This is a genomic window from Extensimonas vulgaris (assembly GCF_003337425.1).
Lineage (GTDB): Bacteria > Pseudomonadota > Gammaproteobacteria > Burkholderiales > Burkholderiaceae_C > Extensimonas > Extensimonas vulgaris.
Map to the genome: position 1 here is coordinate 50962 of NZ_QPJU01000007.1, position 17777 is coordinate 68738.

Consider the following 17777-nt stretch of genomic DNA (forward strand, 5'->3'; position numbering starts at 1 on the left):
TGTTTCCGTTTCCCTGCGCAGCGCTGGTGCGCGTGCGCAGGGGCTCGGAGGATATTCAATAGCTTATTTGCTTACAGGCACATCGCGGCGCGGCGCACCGGTATAGAGCTGGCGCGGACGGCCGATCTTGTATTCGGGGTCGCTGATCATCTCGTTGAGTTGAGCGATCCAGCCCACGGTGCGGGCCAGCGCGAAAATCCCCGTGAACAAATTGACTGGAATGCCGATCGCGCGTTGCACGATGCCAGAGTAAAAGTCCACGTTCGGGTAGAGCTTGCGCTGTACGAAGTAGTCGTCTTCGAGGGCAATTTTTTCGAGTTGCTTGGCCAGCTTGAACAGCGGGTCGTTTTCGAGCCCCAATTCAGACAAGACTTCATTGCATGTCTCTTGCATGAGCTTGGCGCGCGGGTCGTAGTTCTTGTAGACGCGATGCCCGAAGCCCATGAGCTTGACACCGGAGTTCTTGTCTTTGACTTTTTCCATGAACTCGCCGACCTTGGCCACCCCGCCCATCGCCTGGATTTCTTCGAGCATTTTCAGGCAGGCTTCGTTGGCGCCGCCGTGCGAAGGGCCCCAGAGACAGGCCACGCCCGCCGCGATGGCAGCAAAGGGGTTGGTGCCCGACGAACCACACAGGCGCACCGTCGAAGTCGAGGCGTTTTGCTCATGGTCGGCGTGCAGAATGAAAATCCGATCCATGGCACGCTCGATCACCGGATTCACATGGTAGTCCTCGCATGGTGTGCCGAACATCATGCGCAAAAAATTGCCGGCGTAGCTGAGTTCGTTGCGCGGATACATGTAAGGCTCGCCTTTGCCGTATTTGTAGGCCATGGCGACGAGTGTGGGCATTTTGGCGATCAAGCGAATGGCAGAGATCGCCCGATGCTCAGGATTATGGATGTCCGTGCTGTCGTGATAGAAGGCCGACATCGCGCCGACCAAACCCGTGAGCACCGCCATCGGGTGCGCGTCACGGCGAAAGCCCCGCAGAAAAAACTGCATCTGCTCGTTGACCATGGTGTGACTGATCACGAGCTTGTGGAACTCATTGCGCTGCGCTTCGGTGGGCAGCTCGCCATTGAGCAGCAGATAGCAGGTATCGAGATAGTCGCATTGAACCGCCAATTGCTCGATAGGGTAGCCGCGGTAGAGCAATTCACCCTTGTCGCCATCGATGTAGGTGATGGCCGACTGGCATGAAGCCGTGGACAGAAAGCCTGGGTCGTAGGTGAACATGCCCGTTTGGGCATAGAGCTTACGAATATCGATCACATCCGGCCCCATCGTGCCTTGGTACACAGGTAAATCCACGCTGGGGCTGCCGTTGCTGAACGACAAAGAGGCCTTGTAATTGGCGAGCTTCATGGTGTTTCCTTGGAATGAGAGGCTGGTAAACGGGAATGGGGTAAAAAGTCGGAAGGCACGGCGGGCCGGTTACCGAGAAGAAGTAACGGGCGCAGGCTCTGTCTGCGTGTGTCGCAGCATCTGGAGCACTTCGCGCACTTCGGGCGTGTCGAGCGCTCCATGGGGTTCACTGCGGCGCAGAAGCAAATCGAGCAGATCGTTGTCCGCCAAATCCATCAAAGCCAATAAACCCTGTGCATGGCGCTGGGTGAGTCGGGGCTCGAAGTGCGCGAAAAATCGGGCGATGAACAAGTCGTTTTCGAGCAAACCACGCCGACAACGCCAACGCAGTTTGCTCAGTGCGCGTTCGTCGAGCAGCGCGTCAGCGGTGAGGGCGTTTTCACTCATGACGATCAGGCACCTCAAATGGCGCGGTGCACCATCAACTCTTTGATTTTGCCGATCGCCCGGGTGGGATTCAGGTGCTTGGGGCACACATCCACGCAGTTCATGATGGTGTGACAGCGGAACAGGCGATAAGGGTCTTCAAGGTTATCCAGGCGTTCGCCTGTGGCGTCATCACGGCTGTCGGCGATGAAGCGATAGGCTTGCAGCAAGCCCGCCGGGCCGACGAATTTGTCAGGATTCCACCAAAAGCTCGGACAACTCGTCGAGCAGCTCGCGCACAGGATGCACTCGTAAAGTCCATTGAGTTCTTCGCGCTCCTCGGGAGATTGCAAGCGTTCTTTTTCGGGTGTTGGTGCTTCGTTGATCAGGTAGGGCTTGATCGAGTGGTACTGCTTGAAGAACTGGGTCATGTCGACGATCAAGTCGCGTATCACGGGCAAGCCCGGCAGCGGCTTGAGCACGATAGTGCCCTTGAGGGAGTTCATGTTGGTCAAACAGGCCAGACCGTTCTTGCCGTTGATGTTCATGGCGTCCGAGCCGCACACACCTTCGCGGCACGAGCGGCGAAACGAAAGGCTGGGGTCTTGGGCCTTGAGTTTGATCAGGGCGTCGAGCAGCATGCGCTCGTGGCCGTCGAGTTCGATCTCCACGGTCTGCATGTAGGGCTTGGCGTCCTTGTCCGGGTCGTAGCGGTAGATTTGAAAAGTGCGTTTTTGCATGGTTGTTCTCTAAAGAGGCTGGCGCTTCAGAACGTCCGGACCTTGGGCGGGATGCTGTCCACCGTCAAGGGTTTGAGGTTCACCGGCTTGTAGTCGAGGCGGTTGCCTTCGCTGTACCACAAGGTGTGCTTGAGCCATTCTTTGTCGTTGCGACCCAATGGAAACTCAGGGTGGTCTGCCGGGTGCTCATAGTCGTCCACGGTGTGTGCGCCGCGGCACTCTTTGCGCGCAGCCGCCGATACCATGGTGGCCTGCGCCACTTCGATGAGGTTGTCCACTTCGAGCGCTTCGATGCGCGCCGTGTTGAAAACCTTGGACTTGTCTTTGAGGGTCACATTCGCGACCTTTGCTCGCAGCGCGGCGATTTTTTTCACACCTTCATCCATGCTCGCTTGGGTGCGGAACACCCCCGCGTGTTGTTGCATAGTGGCGCGGATTTCATTGGCCAAATCTTGCGCATAGATGCCGTCGGAGGATTTTTCGAGCTGATTCAAGCGCTCGAGGGTGCGCGCAGCAGCATCCTTGGGCAAGGGTTTGTGTTCCTTGCTCTGCTTGACGAACTCGACGATGTGCTTGCCGGCGGACTTGCCGAATACCAGCAGGTCGAGCAGTGAATTGGTCCCCAGACGGTTGGCACCATGCACGCTCACGCAAGAGCATTCGCCCACTGCGTAGAGGCCATTCACGACGGCGTTGTGCACGCCATGGGCCTGTGTGACGACCTGGCCGTGGATGTTGGTCGGAATGCCGCCCATTTGGTAGTGGATAGTAGGCACCACGGGAATCGGCTCCTTGGTGACGTCCACATTGGCGAAATTGATCCCGATCTCATACACCGAAGGCAGGCGTTTGTGGATGGTCTCGGCGCCGAGATGGTCGAGTTTGAGCAGCACGTAATCTTTGTTGGGGCCGCAGCCGCGCCCTTCCTTGATTTCCTGATCCATGCAGCGCGAGACGAAGTCGCGGGGCGCCAAATCCTTCAGCGTGGGGGCGTAACGTTCCATGAAGCGCTCGCCTTTGCTGTTGATGAGGATGGCCCCTTCGCCGCGGCAACCTTCGGTGAGCAGCACGCCCGCCCCTGCGACGCCCGTGGGATGGAATTGCCAAAACTCCATGTCTTGGAGCGGGATGCCGGCACGCGCCGCCATGCCCAAGCCATCACCGGTGTTGATGAAGGCGTTGGTGGATGCCGCAAAAATACGTCCGGCGCCGCCCGTGGCGAGCAACACGGCTTTGGCCTCCAGCAGGTGCAGATCACCGGTTTCCATTTCGAGGGCGGTGACGCCGACCACATCGCCGTCGGCATCGCGCACCAGGTCGAGCGCCATCCATTCGACGAAGAAATTGGTTTTGGCCTTGACGTTTTGCTGGTACAGCGTGTGCAGCATGGCGTGGCCGGTGCGGTCGGCGGCGGCGCAGGCGCGCTGCACCGGCTTTTCGCCGTAGTTGGCCGTGTGGCCACCGAAGGGTCGCTGGTAGATGGTGCCGTCGGGATTGCGGTCGAAAGGCATGCCAAAGTGTTCCAACTCGATCACGACGTTGGGCGCCTCGCGGCACATGAATTCGATCGCATCCTGGTCACCGAGCCAGTCGGAGCCCTTGACGGTATCGTAAAAATGGTAGTGCCAGTTGTCTTCGCTCATGTTGCCCAGAGCGGCTGACACGCCGCCTTGCGCTGCCACGGTATGGCTGCGCGTGGGAAACACTTTGGAAAGCGAGGCTACGCTCAGCCCGGCGCGCGAGAGTTCGAGCGCGGCACGCATGCCCGACCCACCTGCGCCGATGATGACGACGTCGAATTTGCGCTTGGAAATGTTTGCGTTGGTATAGCTCATTGTTGGCCTTCAGTCGCAGAAATCAAAGACGCCAGAGGACTTGAAAGCCCCAGCCGGCACACCCCACCAGCCATACGATGGCGAGCACATACAAAACGAGACGCACACCTACCGGCTTGATGTAGTCCATGAAGATGTCGCGCACGCCAACCCAGGCGTGCCAAGCCAGCGCGACGATGACGGCGAACGTCAGTAGCTTCATCCACTGGTGCGAGAAAATGCCTGCCCACACGCCATAACCAATCGGCCCTTGCGACAAAAGCAATTGCACGAGGACGATGAGCGTGAACAAAGCCATGAGGGCGCCGGTGGTGCGCTGCACGAGCCAGTCGCGCAAGCCATAGTGCGCGCCGACGACGGTGCGTTTGGAGCCGTAATTGACGGACATGATCGTTACCTTTCTGCTTTCTTCTAGGAGGGCTGCGCGGTCAGTAAAGACCAAAAAGCTTGGCACCCAGCACGACGGTCAGGGCGATGCTGATCACGAGGGTGGCGACGGCGGAAGACCTGCCGAATTCCTTGCTCACGGCTTCGTGGTGGGTGTCCATCCAGAGGTGACGCAGACCGGCCGTGAGGTGATGCAGATAGGCCCAAATCAATGCCAGGGCAATGAGCTTGAAGAACCAGCCCGGCGCCCAGCCGAGCCCGACATTGAAGGCTGCTTTGAATTTTTCGAAGGAAATTTCGGAAGACACCGAGGTGTCGAACATCCAAAGCACGAACGGCAGCAGCAAGAACATCAGGAAGCCGCTGATGCGGTGCAGGATGGACACCCAGCCGGCCGCAGGCAGTCGATACGTGGGCAAATCCGACAGGGCGTTGATGTTGCGAAATTCCGGTCTTTTTTTGGTGAGTTCTGTCATGTCTCGGGCTTTCTGTGAAGAGGCGCCATGGGAAAGCGGGCTTGGGGGGAAGCACAAAATTCTATTGCAAGCTTGGGGCAAACCCTCAGGAGGGGGCAAAATTTTGCGACAGAGCTTGCGCGCGCATGCGGGGCTTTACGGGTTTCCTGGATATCAGTGGACTTCGTTGTGGTAGTGGTGCGTGTCGGTACGATAAAGGCCGCGGCGCAATTCCATGGGAATATCGTTGTAGGTGTAGGCAATGCGTTCGACGCTCAATACGGGTGTGGTGGGCGCGATTTCCAAAAGTCTGGCTTGCTCCTCGTCGGGGAGCACGGCGCGGATCTTTTCCTCCGCCCGAACCATGCGCACGCCAAATTCTTTTTCCAGCATGGCGTACATGGGTCCTTGGTAGTCGGCCATCTGTTCAGCAGTCAAACCCTTGAAGGCTTGGCCTGGCAGCCAGATGTCTTCAAGGATGGTGGGCTCGCCTGCGAACGACAAAATTCGCCGCGCCTGGATCACCGGGTCACCACTGCGCAGCGCCAGTGCCCGCGCGACCTCTGCACTGGCGCGCGTGCGCCGGCATTCCAGGATGCTGCGTTGCGCCGGGCCTTCGGTGCGGGCATCGCCAGTGTCAGGGCGCAGTTTCAAAAAACGGTATTGCACCTGTTGCTCTGCGTGGGTCGCCACGAAGGTGCCTTTGCCCTGGCGCCGGATCACGAGGTTTTCGGCGGCAAGCTCATCGATGGCTTTGCGCACCGTCCCTTGACTGACGCGAAAACGTGCTGCGAGTTCGATTTCGCTGGGGATGGCCTCTCCGGGCTTCCATTCGCCACTTTGCAGGCTTTGGAGGATGAGTCCTTTGATTTGCTGATACAGCGGACTGAAAGCGGGCGTGGGCAGGGCAGAGGGCGGACTGAGCACCGTGGCCGAGGGTGCGGCGCCCGGCGGCTGAGGGTTGTCAGGATGGTGGGGCGGCGAAGACATGGGGCGATGGCAGTGATGGGCCAAGGGGCTGGAGCGTCTGTTTTGGGATGGACGCAGCGGTGAAATCGGTTTGTCGATCATATCTTATATAAGACATAAGACAAATTGACCAGCGCGGCCGAACGGCAGTAAACTTGCGGGTTGCGCACGAGGCATTGCGCCGTGCATGCACGATTCCTTTGCGCATCTTCGGTTTTTGGGATTCTTCGATCCATTTCCTCACTTCCTGGAGTTTTCACCATGAGCAAAAAGCCTGTCCGTGTGGCCGTCACCGGTGCCGCAGGTCAAATTGGTTACGCCCTGTTGTTCCGCATCGCTTCGGGCGAAATGCTGGGCAAGGACCAGCCCGTCATCCTGCAACTGCTCGAGGTGCCAGCGGAAGGGCCGCAGAAAGCCCTCAAGGGCGTGATGATGGAGCTCGAAGATTGCGCATTCCCCCTGCTGGCCGGCATGGAGGCGCACAGCAACCCCATGACGGCGTTCAAAGATGCCGACTACGCTTTGCTCGTGGGCTCGCGTCCGCGCGGCCCTGGCATGGAGCGTGCCGAGCTGCTCGCCGTCAACGGAGCCATCTTCATCGAACAAGGCAAGGCGCTCAATGCCGTAGCGAGTCGCAACGTGAAGGTGCTGGTGGTCGGTAATCCCGCAAACACCAACGCCTACATTGCAATGAAGAGCGCGCCCGATCTGCCCCGCAAAAATTTCACGGCCATGCTGCGCCTGGACCACAACCGCGCACTGAGCCAGATTGCCGCAAAGACAGGCAAGCCGGTTGCGGAAATCGAAAGAATGATCGTCTGGGGCAATCACTCGCCCACCATGTATGCCGACTACCGTTTCGCGACCATTGGGGGTCAGAGCGTTGTCAAAATGATCAACGACCAAGACTGGTACGTGAACGTCTTTTTGCCTACCGTCGCCAAGCGCGGTGCGGCGATTATCGAGGCGCGCGGCCTGTCGTCCGCAGCTTCGGCAGCGAATGCTGCAATCGACCACATGCGCGACTGGGCCTTGGGCACGAACGGTAAATGGGTGACCATGGGTATTCCTTCGGATGGTCAGTATGGCATCCCCAAAGACGTGATGTTTGGCTTCCCCGTGACCTGCGCCAATGGTGAATACCAAGTCGTCGAAGGGCTTGAAATAGACGCCTTTTCCCAGCAGCGCATCGACGCCACCTTGGCCGAGCTGTTGGCCGAGCAAGACGGCGTCAAGCATCTGCTCTGAAAGCCAAGGCGAGCGTGTCATGAATGCGGCCCAGGCACCCCATTTATCCCATTTGTCTGAAGGCCAGGGATTGGTTGGCCGCCATCCGCGTGAAGTGTTGCTCGGCGCGCAGGCGCAGACCGGTTTTTTGCCGGTTTGCGATCATTACAGCGGCGTCGAGGCACGCATGCGCAAAAGCTTGCAGTTGCAAGCCGAGATGACGCAAGAGTTTGGTACTTGCGTTTTCGATGTCACGCTCGATTGCGAAGATGGCGCCCCCGTGGGGGCCGAGGCGGCCCATGCCAGGCTGGTGGCGGCGCTCGCGTGTGAGGCGGCTCCCCAAGCCCGTGTCGCGGTGCGCGTGCATCCCGTGGGGCACCCGGCGTTCGCAAATGACATGGCCACGATCGCGGGCGAGGCCGGGCAGCGCCTGTGCCACATCATGATTCCCAAAGTCGAGTCGATCGACGATGTGCTCGCGGCCGAACAGGCGCTGCTGCGTGCCGCGGCGGGGCATTTGCCTCTACACGTCTTGATCGAGTCGCCACAGGCCGTGCATCGTGCGTTCGAGATTGCCGCGCACCCGCGCGTGCAGAGTCTGAGCTTTGGGTTGATGGATTTCGTATCGGCCCATGGCGGCGCGATTCCCGCGTCGGCCATGACTTCGGCGGGGCAGTTCAGCCATCCTTTGGTGCTGCGTGCCAAGCTCGAAATCGCCGCGGCTTGCCATGCCTATGGCAAAGTGCCCGCACACTGCGTGGTGACCGAGTTCAGCGACGCTGCGGCGATGAAGGCTGCGGCCACGCGCGCCGCACGGGAGTTGGGCTACACACGCATGTGGAGCATTCATCCGGCGCAGATACGACCCATTCTCGAGGCGTTTGCGCCAACGCAGGACGACGTCGAGCATGCAGCAAAAATAATAGCTGCGGCGGCAGATGGAGACTGGGCTCCGATCAATTTCGACGGGGTTTTGCACGACCGCGCGAGCTATCGCTATTACTGGCAAGTGTTGGAGCGTGCCCATCGCACGGGGCTTCCCTTGCCAGCAGCAGTGCAGGAGTGGTTTACTTCGCCTGCATCTTCCGATGCGCCATGAGTTTGTTGTTTGAAGGAGAGTTTTGATGAAGTCCTTGTTTGCTTCTGTGGTGGTGGCCATCGTGCCGGCCTTTGCTGTGGCCGCTGCATCTGACACCGGCGACGCTGCTGCGCCTAAAGCGGCGCACAAAACCGTCGCGAAGGCATCGCACGCCAAGCCCAAAGCGCAACCGATGAGCAGTCGCGAGCAGTTGCACAGCGCGGCCAAGCAGGTGGCCACGGGGTTCGAAGCGGCCGAAAAGGCGCTGACACCCGAAGAGCTGGCGATCGCCGAGAAAGTCTATGTGGGGCGCATGCCTTGCGAACTCGGCGCTTCCGTGACGGTTTCGGCCGACAGCGCCGCGCCTGGGTACTTCAACGTCGAGGGCAAAGGCTTCAAGTACCACATGGCACCCGTGGTTTCTGCGACGGGCGCCATTCGCCTCGAAGACCAAAAGGCCGGTGCCGTTTGGCTGCAGATTCCCAATAAGTCCATGCTCATGAACCAAAAGCTGGGCCAACGCATGGCCGACGAGTGCATGAGCGCTCCGCAGGTTGCCGTGGCCGAAGCCATGAAGAAAAACCCGCCGCCGAGCCTGTTGGATTCGCGCAAGTAATCGGTTCGTCATTGATCGGACGTGCGCAAACGAGGATGCAGCAAAGTGTATTGCCATGGGGCGAGCGCCTTGCCTGAACCCGATTTGCGCAGGTCCTGATTGAGAACTCCCAAGCCATTGCCGCAGGCGATGAAGCCTGTGCGGCAATGCTGTTTTCATCATCCCAAGAGAAAAAATGTTGCAAGCCTACCGTGACCATGTGGCCGAACGTGCCGCTTTGGGTATTCCGCCGTTGCCGCTGACCGCGCAGCAAACCGCCGAGCTGATCGAGCTCATCAAAAATCCGCCTGCAGGCGAAGACCCGCAGTTTCTGCTCGACCTGCTCACGCACCGCGTGCCGCCGGGGGTGGACGATGCCGCCAAAGTCAAGGCCTCGTTTCTTGCTGCTGTAGCCCATGGCGACATCCAGGTGGATCTGCTCAGCAAGGCCAAGGCAACCGAGCTGCTCGGCACCATGGTAGGAGGCTACAACGTCAAGCCCTTGATCGATCTGCTCGATGATGCCGAGGTGGCACCGATCGCGGCTGAAGCCCTCAAGCACACGCTGCTGATGTTCGACGCCTTCCACGACGTGGCAGAGAAGGTGCAATCCGGCAATGCGCACGCCAAGGCCGTGATGCAGAGTTGGGCCGATGCCGAATGGTTCCTCGCACGCCCCGAAGTGCCACAAAAAATCACTGTGACGGCGTTCAAGGTGCCTGGCGAAACCAACACCGACGACCTCTCGCCCGCGCCCGATGCCTGGAGCCGCCCCGACATCCCGCTGCACGCGCTCGCCATGCTCAAGAACAAGCGCCCCGACGCGCCGTTCGAGCCCGAGGAGGACGGCAAGCGCGGCCCGATCGGCGTGATCGAGCAGCTCAAGCAAAAAGGCCACCTCGTGGCTTACGTGGGCGACGTGGTCGGCACGGGTTCGAGCCGCAAGTCGGCCACCAACAGCGTGATCTGGCACACCGGGCATGACATTCCTTATGTGCCCAACAAGCGCTTTGGCGGCGTGACGCTGGGCGGCAAGATCGCGCCGATTTTCTTCAACACACAGGAAGACTCGGGCTCGCTGCCGATCGAGGTCGATGTCAGCAAGATCGAGTTCGGTGACGTCATCGACATCTACCCCTACGCGGGCAAGATCGAGAAAAACGGCGAAGTCATCGCCACCTTCGAGCTCAAGAGCGAAGTGCTGCTCGACGAAGTGCGTGCGGGCGGCCGCATCAACCTGATCATTGGCCGCGGCCTCACGGGCAAGGCGCGCGAATTTTTGGGCCTGCCGGCCTCCACGGTGTTCCGCCTGCCCAAGGCGCCAAAGGATACGGGCAAGGGCTTCACGCTGGCGCAGAAAATGGTGGGCCGCGCCTGCGGTCTGCCCGAAGGCCAGGGCATCCGCCCCGGCACCTACTGCGAGCCCAAGATGACCACCGTGGGCAGCCAGGACACCACGGGCCCGATGACGCGCGACGAGCTCAAAGACCTGGCCTGCCTGGGCTTCAGCGCCGACCTGGTCATGCAGTCGTTCTGTCACACCGCGGCCTACCCCAAGCCCGTCGATGTGAAGATGCACCGCGAGCTGCCCACCTTCATCAGCAGCCGCGGTGGCGTCGCGCTGCGCCCCGGCGACGGCGTGATCCACTCCTGGCTCAACCGCATGCTGTTGCCCGACACCGTGGGCACGGGCGGCGACTCGCACACACGCTTTCCGATCGGCATCAGCTTTCCGGCGGGCTCGGGGCTCGTGGCCTTTGCTGCGGCCACGGGCGTGATGCCGCTCGACATGCCCGAATCGGTGCTCGTGCGCTTCAAGGGCCAGATGCAGCCGGGCATCACGCTGCGCGACCTGGTGCATGCGATTCCGCTGTATGCGATCAAGCAGGGGCTGCTCACCGTGGAGAAGAAGGGCAAGAAAAACTTTTTCTCGGGCCGCATCCTCGAAATCGAGGGCCTGCCGGACCTCAAGGTCGAGCAGGCGTTCGAGCTCTCCGACGCTTCGGCCGAACGCTCGGCCGCGGGCTGCACGATCAAGCTCCACAAAGAGCCCATCATCGAGTACCTGAAGTCGAACATCGTGCTGCTCAAGAACATGATCGCCGATGGCTACCAGGATGCCCGCACGCTCGCGCGCCGCATCAAGAAGATGGAAGAGTGGCTCGCGAACCCGCAGTTGCTCGAGGCCGACGCCGATGCCGAATACGCTGCCGTGATCGAGATCGACCTTGCCGACATCAAGGAACCCATTCTCTGCTGCCCGAACGACCCGGACGACGCCAAGGTGCTGTCCGAAGTGGCGGGCACCAAGATCGACGAGGCCTTCATCGGTTCGTGCATGACCAACATCGGCCACTTCCGCGCCGCTGCGCGCCTGCTGCAAGGTCAGCGTGACATCCCTGTGCGCCTGTGGGTCGCGCCGCCGACCAAGATGGACCAGAACGAGCTCATCAAGGAAGGCTATTACGCAACTTTCGGCACGGCCGGCGCGCGCACCGAAATGCCCGGCTGCAGCCTGTGCATGGGCAACCAGGCGCAGGTGCACGAGGGCGCAACGGTGGTTTCCACGAGCACGCGCAACTTCCCGAACCGCCTGGGCAAGAACACCAACGTGTTCCTCGCCTCGGCGGAGCTGGCGGCCATCGCCTCGCGTCTGGGCCGCTTGCCCACCGTGGAGGAATACCACGCCGAGATGGGCGTGGTCAACCAGAAGGCCAGCGAGGTTTATCGTTACATGAACTTCGACCAGATCGAGGAGTTCAAACAAGCCGCCGAGACGGTGAGCGTCTGACGAGCTTGCTTAGTGCAGTGTTTGATGCTTGATGCGACCAATAAAACCGATGGATTTTTGGTCTGGGCAAGGCGCAAACCGCAGCGATACCGGGCGGTATCGCGAGGATTTGCAACGCGGCCCAGGCCGAAAAGACGCGGTTTTATGTCGCAGATAGCGTCGAACACTGCACTAGCAGCCTGTCGGACTTAGGAAGCGTCGGCTGCGAATGCGCCGCAGCGACCCATTTTTTACCGGCTTCTTGCTCCATGGCACCACTATGGGGCGGCGAATCCGGCAAAAACTGGCCTCGCTGGGGCACCTTCTCGCTTTCGACGCCCAAAGTCCGACAGGCTCCCAGCCCAACAAAAAGCCCGCTTCTGCGGGCTTTTTGTTGGGGGCCATGCGTTTTCAGACCGCATGGTGTGTCCAGCGGCTTTACGCCTGCTGCGCCGCGTCCTGCAACGCCTGCAGCGCTGCAGCCACTTCGGACTCTGTCACGCCTGCCACGGGCGCGAGCTGCGCGGCGAGTGCGTGCAGCGCCCGCGCGCCTTGCTGCTGCAGCTGGGCGATCGCCTGGCCGGCGGCGCGCGGGCTGTCGAAGCCCATGCTTTGCAGCAGCAGCTGGCCTTGGGGCGAGACGAGTTTGAAGTAGAACTTGCCGTCGGCTTCGCGGTATTGCTTGAAGGTGGGCAGGGCGTTTTTGCCGGGTTTGGCGGGCTTTTCAGTCTGCTGGGCCGTGCTTTGCGCAAGGCTGCGCAGGCCCACGGCGTGGCGCAGCTCGCGCATGAAAGGCGTGGCGATCGCGCGGGCGCGTTCGGCGCCGACGCGCAGCGTGTTTTCGATGTGCGCTGGGTCCTGGATCAGCGCCTCGTAGCGCGCGCGCAGCGGCGCGAGGGTCTGGTCTATGTGCTCGAACACCAGTTGCTTGACTTCACCCCAGGCGATGCCCTGGGCGTAGGCTTGGCGCAGGGCCTCGGTTTCTTGCGGGCTCGCAAATGCCTGGTAAATCTGGAACAGCGCCGAGCCCTCGACCTCTTTGGGCTCTCCGGGTGCGCGCGAGTCGGTGACGATGCTTGCGACGAGCTTGCGCAGCTGCTCGCGCGGCGCAAACAGCGGGATGGTGTTGTCGTAGCTCTTGCTCATCTTGCGCCCGTCGAGGCCAGGCAGCGTGGCCACGTGCTCCTCGATCTGGGCTTCGGGCAACACGAAATGCTCGCCATACAAGTGGTTGAAGCTCGCCGCCATGTCGCGCGCCATCTCGATGTGCTGCACCTGGTCGCGCCCCACGGGCACCTTGTGCGCCTTGAACATCAGGATGTCGGCGGCCATGAGCACGGGGTACATGAACAGGCCCGCGCTCACACCATCGTCGGCGTCGCGGCCTGCGGCGGCGTTTTTGTCCTGCGCGGCTTTGTAGGCGTGGGCGCGGTTGAGCAGCCCCTTGCCGGTCACGCAGGTGAGCAGCCAGGTGAGCTCGGGGATTTCAGGGATGTCGGACTGGCGGTAGAAAAAGACCTGTGCCGGGTCCAGCCCCGCGGCGAGCCAGCTCGCGGCGATTTCGAGCGTGGAGCGCTGGATGCGCGCCGGGTCTTCGCACTTGATGAGCGCGTGGTAGTCGGCCAAAAAGTAGAAACTCTGCACGCCGGGCTCGCGGCTCGCCGCGACGGCAGGGCGGATGGAGCCGACGTAGTTGCCCAGATGGGGCGTGCCCGTGGTGGTGATGCCGGTGAGAAAACGTGTCGTCATGCGATCGATGTAGTGAAAAACCAGCGCGTCAGCGCATCAGCAAGGCCAGCGGGCTGAGCAGCAGGTTGATGATCCAGTAGCCCAGGGCCATCAGCGGGCGCAGCCAGAAGGCGCTCACCACCCCTGCGATCACGAGCGCCATGACGATGAAAAAGCCATAGGGCTCGACGCGCGAGACGGCCTGCGCCTGCTTCCAGGGCAGCAGCCCTACGAGGATGCGTCCGCCGTCGAGCGGCGGCAGCGGAAACAGGTTGAAGGCCCACATCACGAGGTTGACCAGCACGCCGGCGCGCGCCATCTGGACGAAAAAGCGCTCGTCAATGCCCAGCAGCGCGAGCACGATCAGAAACAGCGCCCACAGTAGCGCCTGCAAAAAGTTGGACGCCGGCCCGGCGAGCGCCACCCACACCATGTCGCGCTTGGGGTTGCGCAGGCGGTCGAACTGCACGGGCACGGGCTTGGCGTAGCCGAACAGAAAAGCGCCCGAGGTCGCGAAATACAGCAGCAGCGGCATCAAAATGGTGCCGACAGGGTCGATGTGCTTGAGCGGGTTGAGCGTGAGCCGCCCCATCATGGCGGCGGTGTTGTCACCGAAGTGGCGCGCAGCGTAACCGTGTGCGGCTTCATGCACGGTGATGGCAAACAGCACCGGCAGGACGTAGATCAGGATGGTTTGGATGAGGTTGGCGTCGTTCACGCGCGGATTGTCTCAGAACAGGTTCTCAGAAGGCGCAGCGCTGCCACTTCAGCGCGCGCGCCGCACACGCAGCAGCTCGTCGAGGATCAGGCAGGCCGCGCCCACGGTGATCGCGGAGTCTGCGACGTTGAACGCCGGAAAGTGCCAGCCGTGCCAGTGGAAGTCGAGAAAATCGACCACGTAGCCGTGCACGAGGCGGTCGAGCACGTTGCCCACGGCGCCACCCAGGATGCTCGCGAGCGCAAAGCAAAACAGCTTCTGCCCCGCATGCGCACGCAGCTGCCAGACGATGAAGATGGCGGCGGCCACGCCCAGCGCGGTGAAGAGCCAGCGCTGCCAGCCGCCCGCCGCGGCCAGAAACGAAAAAGCCGCGCCCGTGTTGTGCGCCCGCACGATGTTGAAAAAGCCCGTGACCGGCGTGGCGTCGCCGAGGTGGTAGTAGCCGAGGATCAGCGTCTTGGTGAACTGGTCGGCGAGCAGCACGACCAGCGCCCAGCCCAGCCAGATCCACAGGCTCGCGCCCGCAGTTCCAGCGCTGGCTGGACGGCGCGGCGCGGCGGTTTTGCCCCGCGCCATCAGGCCACCTTGCGCGGCTCGCCCGCGCCGAACAGGTTGCTGGTGCAGCGGCCGCACAGCGTGGGATGGTCTGGATCATGTCCCACGTCGGCGCGGTAGTGCCAGCAGCGCTCGCATTTGGCGTCGGTGCTCGGGTGCACTTCGATCTGCAGGGTGTCGCCCGGCACGAGTTCGGCGGACGAGGTGATGAAGACGAACTTCAAATCGTCGCCCAGGCTCGCGAGCAGCGCGTGGTCGTCCGCTGCGGCCGTGAGGCGCAGCGTGGCCTGCAGCGAGGAGCCGACCTGGCCCGCAGTGCGCAAGGCCTCGATCTCTTTGTTCACGAGGTCGCGGATCGCGCGGATGCGGGCCCATTTTGCGAGCAAAGCGCCATCCGGCGCGCGCAAGCTGCTATAAGTTTCGAGGAAGATCGACTCCGAATCGCCAAATACCTTCCACGCCTCTTCGGCCGTGAAGCTCAAGAACGGTGCCATCCAGCGCAGCATGGCGTGCGTGATCTGGTGCAGTGCCGTCTGCGCGCTGCGCCGCGCGTGGCTCTTGGGCGCGGTGGTGTAGAGGCGGTCTTTGAGCACGTCGAGGTAGAACGCGCCCAGGTCTTCGCTGCAATACACCTGCAGCTTGGCGACGACGGGGTGGAATTCGTATTTTTCGTAGTGCGCAAGGAAGTCGGCCTGCAGCTCGGCGGCGCGCGCAAGTGCATAGCGGTCGATCTCGAGCAGCTCTTCATCGGGAACGGCGTCGGTGGCGAGATCGAAATCGCTCACGTTCGCTAGCAAAAAGCGCAGCGTGTTGCGGATGCGGCGGTAGGCGTCGACCACGCGCGCGAGGATTTTGTCGTCTATGCCGAGGTCGCCCGAGTAGTCCGTGGCCGCGCACCACAGGCGGATGATTTCGGCGCCGAGCTTTTCGCTGATGGTCTGCGGCGCGACGATGTTGCCCAGGCTCTTGCTCATCTTGCGGCCCTGGCCATCGACGGTGAAACCATGCGTGAGCAGGCCGAGGTAGGGCGCGCGCCCATACATCGCGCAGGCCGTGAGCAGCGACGAGTGGAACCAGCCGCGGTGCTGGTCGTGCCCTTCGAGGTAAAGGTCGGCCTCGGGGCCGTTTTCGTGGCCCGCGCCAGGGTGCGAGACTTTGAGCACCGTGGTGTGCGTGGTGCCCGAGTCGAACCAGACTTCGAGAATGTCGTTGCTCTTGCTCCAGCGCGCCGGGTCGCTCTTGTCGCCTATGCGCTGCAGGATGTCGGCCACGCTGAGCTTGCTCCAGGCTTCGATGCCGCCGTCTTCGACCACATCCGCCGCGAGGTCGATGATCTGGGGCGTGCGCGGGTGCGGCTCGCCGCTATCGACATCGAGCAGGAAAGGCAGCGGCACGCCCCAGCTGCGCTGGCGCGAAATACACCAGTCGGGCCGGTTGGCGATCATGTCGCGCAGGCGCGCCTTGCCGTTTTCGGGGTAAAAGTGGGTCTGCTCGATCGCCGCGAGCGCCATCTGGCGCAGGGTTTGCGGCGCCTTGTCCTTGGTAAAGATGCCTTCGCCTTCGTCCATGCGCACGAACCACTGCGCGGCGGCGCGGTAGATCACGGGCGTCTTGTGGCGCCAGCAATGCGGGTAGCTGTGCGTGATCTCGTGCGTGGCAAACAGGCGCCCGGCGCTGCGCAGCGCGTCGATGATGATGGGCACGGCCTTCCAGATGTTGAGGCCGCCAAAGAGCGCGAAGTCGGCCGCGTAGCTGCCGTTGCCCTGCACGGGGTTGAGGATGTCCTCGTACTTCATGCCGTGCGCGACGCAGCTGTTGAAGTCTTCCACGCCGTAGGCCGGTGCCGAGTGCACGATGCCGGTGCCGTCCTCGGCGGTGGCGTAGTCGGCGAGATAGACGGGGCTCAGGCGCCGGTAGCCGGCATCGACGTCGTACAGCGGGTGCTTGAACTGGATCAGGCCGAGCTTTTCGCCGCGCACCGTGGCCAGCACCTGGCCGCTGAGTTCGTAGCGCGCAAGGCACTGTTCGACCAGGCTCGCCGCGAGCACGAGCAGGCCGCGCTGCGTTTGCACGAGCGCGTAATCGAGTTCGGGGTTGAGGTTGAGCGCCTGGTTTGCGGGGATGGTCCAGGCCGTGGTGGTCCAGATCACGGCGTAGGCGGGCTGCGTGAGCGCTGGGACGCCGAACGCCGCGGCGAGCTTGTCGGGCTCGGCGCATTCAAAGCCCACGTCGAGCGTGGTGCTCTTTTTGTCCTGGTATTCGATTTCGAACTCGGCCAGCGACGAGCCGCAGTCGAAGCACCAATAGACGGGCTTCAGGCCGCGATAGACGAAGCCGCGCTCCATCACGCGCTTGAACGCGCGGATTTCGGCCGCCTCGTTGACGAAGTCCATGGTTTTGTAGGGGTGATCCCATTGGCCGAGCACGCCCAGGCGCTTGAAGTCGGCCATTTGCAGCGCGATCTGCTCGGTGGCAAAGGCGCGGCTCTTGGCCTGCATGGCGTCGCGCGGCAGGTTGCGGCCGTGGAGCTTTTCGATCGCGTTTTCGATCGGCAGGCCGTGGCAGTCCCAGCCGGGGATGTATTGCGCGTCCAGGCCCTTGAGCTGGCGCGCCTTGACGATCATGTCCTTGAGGATTTTGTTGACCGCGTGGCCGATGTGGATCTGGCCGTTGGCGTAGGGCGGGCCATCGTGCAGCACGAACTTGGGGGCGCCCAGGCGCGCGTAGCGCAGCTTGCGGTACAGGCGCTTTTCTTCCCACTCTTTGACCCAGGCCGGCTCGCGCTTGGGCAGGTCGCCGCGCATCGGAAAAGGGGTGTCGGGCAGGTTCAGCGTGCTGCGGTAATCTGGCTTGGCGCTCGCGGGGTCGCTGGACGTGGAGGGCTTGGCAGGCTTGGACATGGGGGGCCTTGGAAGAGCAGATCGGGCCACAGCGGGCCGGCGATCGGGATAAAAAGGGGCTGGAAAATGGGAGCGGCAAAAAAGCG

General features: G+C 62.0%; 15 protein-coding genes. 4 read left to right on the forward strand and 11 right to left on the reverse strand.

The window, feature by feature from the left end; genetic code table 11:
* Positions 1-63: 63 nt before the first annotated feature.
* The 7 genes from gltA to DFR45_RS10500 form a co-directional block, all read right to left on the reverse strand.
* Positions 64-1368, reverse strand: coding sequence for a citrate synthase (gene gltA, locus DFR45_RS10470; protein ID WP_114483690.1), 1305 nt, complete (start codon positions 1366-1368; stop codon positions 64-66).
* A gap of 69 nt (positions 1369-1437) precedes the next feature.
* Positions 1438-1755 carry an FAD assembly factor SdhE gene (locus DFR45_RS10475; RefSeq protein WP_114483691.1) on the reverse strand — a complete coding sequence of 106 codons (318 nt, stop codon included), beginning with the start codon at positions 1753-1755 and terminating at the stop codon, positions 1438-1440.
* A gap of 14 nt (positions 1756-1769) precedes the next feature.
* Positions 1770-2474, reverse strand: a complete 705-nt coding sequence (locus DFR45_RS10480; RefSeq protein ID WP_114483692.1) for a succinate dehydrogenase iron-sulfur subunit — start codon at positions 2472-2474, stop codon at positions 1770-1772.
* Between the two features lie 26 nt (positions 2475-2500).
* A complete protein-coding gene (gene sdhA, locus DFR45_RS10485; RefSeq protein WP_114483693.1) occupies positions 2501-4309 on the reverse strand; it encodes a succinate dehydrogenase flavoprotein subunit in 1809 nt (602 codons plus the stop codon).
* 22 nt (positions 4310-4331) lie between these two features.
* Complete coding sequence (gene sdhD / locus DFR45_RS10490; protein ID WP_114483694.1) at positions 4332-4697, reverse strand: succinate dehydrogenase, hydrophobic membrane anchor protein; 366 nt, start codon at positions 4695-4697, stop codon at positions 4332-4334.
* 40 nt (positions 4698-4737) lie between these two features.
* The gene (gene sdhC / locus DFR45_RS10495) at positions 4738-5172 is read right to left on the reverse strand and encodes a succinate dehydrogenase, cytochrome b556 subunit (protein ID WP_114483695.1); all 435 of its coding nucleotides are present in this window, start codon (positions 5170-5172) and stop codon (positions 4738-4740) included.
* A gap of 153 nt (positions 5173-5325) precedes the next feature.
* A complete protein-coding gene (locus DFR45_RS10500) occupies positions 5326-6141 on the reverse strand; it encodes a GntR family transcriptional regulator (protein WP_114483696.1) in 816 nt (271 codons plus the stop codon).
* Between the two features lie 240 nt (positions 6142-6381).
* Here DFR45_RS10500 and DFR45_RS10505 point away from each other — a divergent pair, with 240 nt between their 5' ends.
* The 4 genes from DFR45_RS10505 to acnB all read left to right on the forward strand — a co-directional run bounded on the left by DFR45_RS10505 (position 6382) and on the right by acnB (position 11811).
* On the forward strand, positions 6382-7368 hold the full coding sequence (locus DFR45_RS10505; RefSeq protein ID WP_114483697.1) for a malate dehydrogenase: 987 nt from the start codon (positions 6382-6384) through the stop codon (positions 7366-7368).
* Positions 7369-7387: 19 nt separating this feature from the next.
* Entirely contained in the window at positions 7388-8446 is a 1059-nt protein-coding gene (locus DFR45_RS10510; RefSeq protein WP_114483698.1) for an HpcH/HpaI aldolase/citrate lyase family protein, read from the forward strand.
* A 25-nt stretch (positions 8447-8471) separates the two neighbouring features.
* Positions 8472-9041, forward strand: a complete 570-nt coding sequence (locus DFR45_RS10515; RefSeq protein WP_114483699.1) for a hypothetical protein — start codon at positions 8472-8474, stop codon at positions 9039-9041.
* A 175-nt stretch (positions 9042-9216) separates the two neighbouring features.
* Positions 9217-11811 (forward strand): bifunctional aconitate hydratase 2/2-methylisocitrate dehydratase, encoded by a 2595-nt coding sequence (gene acnB, locus DFR45_RS10520; RefSeq protein WP_114483700.1) that lies wholly within the window; start codon positions 9217-9219, stop codon positions 11809-11811.
* A 417-nt stretch (positions 11812-12228) separates the two neighbouring features.
* Here acnB and DFR45_RS10525 read toward each other — a convergent pair whose 3' ends face one another.
* Genes DFR45_RS10525 through ileS form a run of 4 tightly spaced genes read right to left on the reverse strand, consistent with a single transcriptional unit; the run spans position 12229 to position 17691 of the window.
* Positions 12229-13539: a tryptophan--tRNA ligase gene (locus tag DFR45_RS10525; protein ID WP_114483701.1), complete on the reverse strand. Its 1311-nt coding sequence runs from the start codon at positions 13537-13539 to the stop codon at positions 12229-12231.
* Positions 13540-13567: 28 nt separating this feature from the next.
* Positions 13568-14236, reverse strand: coding sequence for a site-2 protease family protein (locus tag DFR45_RS10530; RefSeq protein ID WP_114483702.1), 669 nt, complete (start codon positions 14234-14236; stop codon positions 13568-13570).
* 48 nt (positions 14237-14284) lie between these two features.
* Complete coding sequence (lspA, locus tag DFR45_RS10535) at positions 14285-14812, reverse strand: signal peptidase II (protein WP_114483703.1); 528 nt, start codon at positions 14810-14812, stop codon at positions 14285-14287.
* A complete protein-coding gene (ileS, locus tag DFR45_RS10540; protein WP_114483704.1) occupies positions 14812-17691 on the reverse strand; it encodes an isoleucine--tRNA ligase in 2880 nt (959 codons plus the stop codon). Before ileS ends, lspA begins: the two co-directional genes overlap by 1 nt.
* Positions 17692-17777: the final 86 nt, after the last annotated feature.

What these genes read in the sequence shown, in the direction of transcription:
- acnB (WP_114483700.1), top strand. Translation starts at nt 9,217, where the DNA reads ATGTTGCAAGCCTACCGTGACCATGTGGCCGAACGTGCCGCTTTGGGT.
- DFR45_RS10500 (WP_114483696.1), bottom strand. Translation starts at nt 6,141, where the DNA reads ATGTCTTCGCCGCCCCACCATCCTGACAACCCTCAGCCGCCGGGCGCC.
- DFR45_RS10515 (WP_114483699.1), top strand. Translation starts at nt 8,472, where the DNA reads ATGAAGTCCTTGTTTGCTTCTGTGGTGGTGGCCATCGTGCCGGCCTTT.
- sdhA (WP_114483693.1), bottom strand. Translation starts at nt 4,309, where the DNA reads ATGAGCTATACCAACGCAAACATTTCCAAGCGCAAATTCGACGTCGTC.
- DFR45_RS10510 (WP_114483698.1), top strand. Translation starts at nt 7,388, where the DNA reads ATGAATGCGGCCCAGGCACCCCATTTATCCCATTTGTCTGAAGGCCAG.
- DFR45_RS10475 (WP_114483691.1), bottom strand. Translation starts at nt 1,755, where the DNA reads ATGAGTGAAAACGCCCTCACCGCTGACGCGCTGCTCGACGAACGCGCA.
- sdhC (WP_114483695.1), bottom strand. Translation starts at nt 5,172, where the DNA reads ATGACAGAACTCACCAAAAAAAGACCGGAATTTCGCAACATCAACGCC.
- lspA (WP_114483703.1), bottom strand. Translation starts at nt 14,812, where the DNA reads ATGGCGCGGGGCAAAACCGCCGCGCCGCGCCGTCCAGCCAGCGCTGGA.
- DFR45_RS10480 (WP_114483692.1), bottom strand. Translation starts at nt 2,474, where the DNA reads ATGCAAAAACGCACTTTTCAAATCTACCGCTACGACCCGGACAAGGAC.
- gltA (WP_114483690.1), bottom strand. Translation starts at nt 1,368, where the DNA reads ATGAAGCTCGCCAATTACAAGGCCTCTTTGTCGTTCAGCAACGGCAGC.
- sdhD (WP_114483694.1), bottom strand. Translation starts at nt 4,697, where the DNA reads ATGTCCGTCAATTACGGCTCCAAACGCACCGTCGTCGGCGCGCACTAT.
- ileS (WP_114483704.1), bottom strand. Translation starts at nt 17,691, where the DNA reads ATGTCCAAGCCTGCCAAGCCCTCCACGTCCAGCGACCCCGCGAGCGCC.
- DFR45_RS10505 (WP_114483697.1), top strand. Translation starts at nt 6,382, where the DNA reads ATGAGCAAAAAGCCTGTCCGTGTGGCCGTCACCGGTGCCGCAGGTCAA.
- DFR45_RS10525 (WP_114483701.1), bottom strand. Translation starts at nt 13,539, where the DNA reads ATGACGACACGTTTTCTCACCGGCATCACCACCACGGGCACGCCCCAT.